The sequence below is a fragment of the Trichococcus sp. genome, assembly GCF_049589555.1.
GTDB lineage: Bacteria > Bacillota > Bacilli > Lactobacillales > Aerococcaceae > Trichococcus.
Map to the genome: position 1 here is coordinate 1 of NZ_JBAWAZ010000338.1, position 2,458 is coordinate 2,458.

Sequence of the window (2,458 nt, forward strand, 5' to 3'; positions counted from 1 at the left end):
CTGGTCGAGAAACCTCCCGCACAGGCCAACATAATCGATAGTGTCATGCAATCTCCTCCTGATTCACTTTTTGTGTATGGAACAAATGGACTTCTTCCCTCAGTTGGATCAGGTGCTGCGCCAGATCCCTCACGGTCATGGCATTCATCACATGATCCTGTGCATGGACCATCAGAAGCGTAGTGTTGGTCGGTTTTCCTCTGATTTCTTCTTGGATGATCGTAGTTTGCAGATCATGCGCCTTGTTCAAGGAAGTCCTTGCCTCCCCCATCAGTTTGTCGGCTTCCATAAACTCGCCCTTTTCGGCAGCTTGGATGGCTTTCATGCTGTACGCGCGGGCATCTCCCCCATGGATGATCAGTTGCATGATGATTTTCTCCTCGTCTTCCAAATGAATCCCTCCTGTCCTTTATCCTTTCATTTATCTATATGCAAAAATCGTACCAACACACATGAACCGCACCGTATCGCGCAACAAAAAAATCTGTGTCGCCAAAACGACACAGATTTTTTAAAATTATGCAATTGTGTGTCAGCCGTTCGCTGTGTAGGACACACTTCGGGCCAAGTAAGCATAGGCGACATGGTTCAGCATGTCCTCGTTGATCATCTCCAGATGCTCTCGGAAATAATCCAGGAAAAGATTCTTGATTTTGGGAACGATATATTTGTCCTGCGGAAACGAAACCATCCCTTTTTCAAAATGCGGGATCTGTTCCTTGCGCTTGATTTTGCGCAGCATGCCGATGATATGGAAGGAAAGGCCGATCTTATCGCTCACGAACAGGGAAGGGCTCATCATTTCGTTCACTTCATCGTTGAAGCGATAAATGCTGGACAGCAGCTCCTCTATTTCGGGCATGTCGTAATACTTCAGGATTGTTTCCTTAATCGAACGATACGTATAGATTTCGTCGATGCAGTCCTGAATCCTTTGCAGTCCCGTCCGGTTCATGACCGTATACAGTTCAAAGGTCGGATACTCCGTTTTGATCGCAAAGGTGCTGATGACACAGATGATCTCGTATTCCTTCGTCAATTCCTGAAGGCGCGCATAAATGCTCTCCTTGCCGACGAGATTGATCGGTACGATCGTGATTTCCTTCTCGTCGAAGGAAATTTCCTTGCGGATGATGTCACGTATCGTTACGGCCGTCCCCTCACCGGTCAGGCAGATTGAAATGATCGCCAACGGTCTGAAATGGAACGAATCGGTGGCTTGCGGCCGCACTTTCGGCTTCTGCACCTGTTCCAATGCCTTCCGGTCCTGATAGATGTCCATATAATCGTTCACCTTCAGGGTTTCGACGTAGACCTCACGCAAACTGCAGCCGATCATCGCTTTTCTGCTCGCCTCAAGGACATGCATCGTGCTCACCAATGGGATGGACTCCGCCTTCAAGGGGAATAGTTTTTCCAATTCCCCCGCAAAAGTCGTCAGGCTGCCCATATCCACCAGCAGCAGGATATCATCCGTAATCTGATGGTTTTTGATGTAGCGGACCAGCCTTTCGAACACTTGCTGGGGCTCCTCATCCAAGCGCGCATTGATCCCGATGGCACCCTCATGGTTCAGCAGTTGGTTCGCCGTGTCGCAAAGTGCCGACGCAATCCCTGATCCGTGCGCAATCACGATTACCTGTACTTTCGCCAATCTTTCGATCGCATCCATCTCATCGTGCGTCAGGAACATGATGAAGTAACTCGCTTCCTCTTCCGGAATGCGCACACTCAGGTCCGCTTCCAAAATGGCCATACATTCTTTCGCGACACCATACATCTCCGGATATTTGTCGATAATCGCTTCATGCATATCGTTTTTCAGCACATGATCCTGTTGGCTTCGCTTCACAAGGTTGTAGATATGGATCGCCATCATCTGGAACACCTTATCGCTCATCACTTTGCCGGTCTTGATCGTGACATGGCGGAGGATTTTTTCCAGTTCCTTGATGATGTTGTCAGGCACAAGCGCAATCAAATTTTCCTTGTTGCAGAAGCGTTGTTCCTTTTCTCCAGTCAACTTGAAATACGTCTTCAGATCATGCTCCATCGCTTTTTGGATCTCATCCGCACTGGTTTTTTTCTGCTCCAATTCCCGGTAGCGTGTATTCATTTCCCGATAAATGGTGCTTTCGCTCGGCTCGCTGTTCACTTCCGGAACGGTATTGTCAGAAGGAAGATATTGGATTGCCTGTCGGTTCGTCCCTTCGTATTTCGACCACATCTGACGGTGGTCCGCATTGCTGAGCAGACCCGCCCGGATGTAATCCGGCAGATCTTTGCTGCTGACTTTCAGATAATTTTCTTTGACTGCCAAGAAACGGGCATAGCTTTTCGCGAAAGCGATCCGGATATCCGCTTTGAATTGCCCGATGTTCAATTCGCATTTGTAATGCAGAAAAGCTTTCAGCGCATTCTTGCTGAAATACATCGGCACTCCCAACTGATCGACTTC

At 48.4% G+C, this 2,458-nt stretch carries 2 protein-coding genes; both read right to left on the minus strand.

The genetic code is table 11. The features are described 5' to 3' along the window. Positions 1 to 43: 43 nt before the first annotated feature. Positions 44 to 391: a PTS lactose/cellobiose transporter subunit IIA gene (locus WBV27_RS11700; protein ID WP_424202266.1), complete on the minus strand. Its 348-nt coding sequence runs from the start codon at positions 389 to 391 to the stop codon at positions 44 to 46. A 141-nt stretch (positions 392 to 532) separates the two neighbouring features. Then, on the minus strand, positions 533 to 2,458 hold a 1,926-nt coding region (locus tag WBV27_RS11705), incomplete at its 5' end, for a PRD domain-containing protein (protein WP_424202268.1).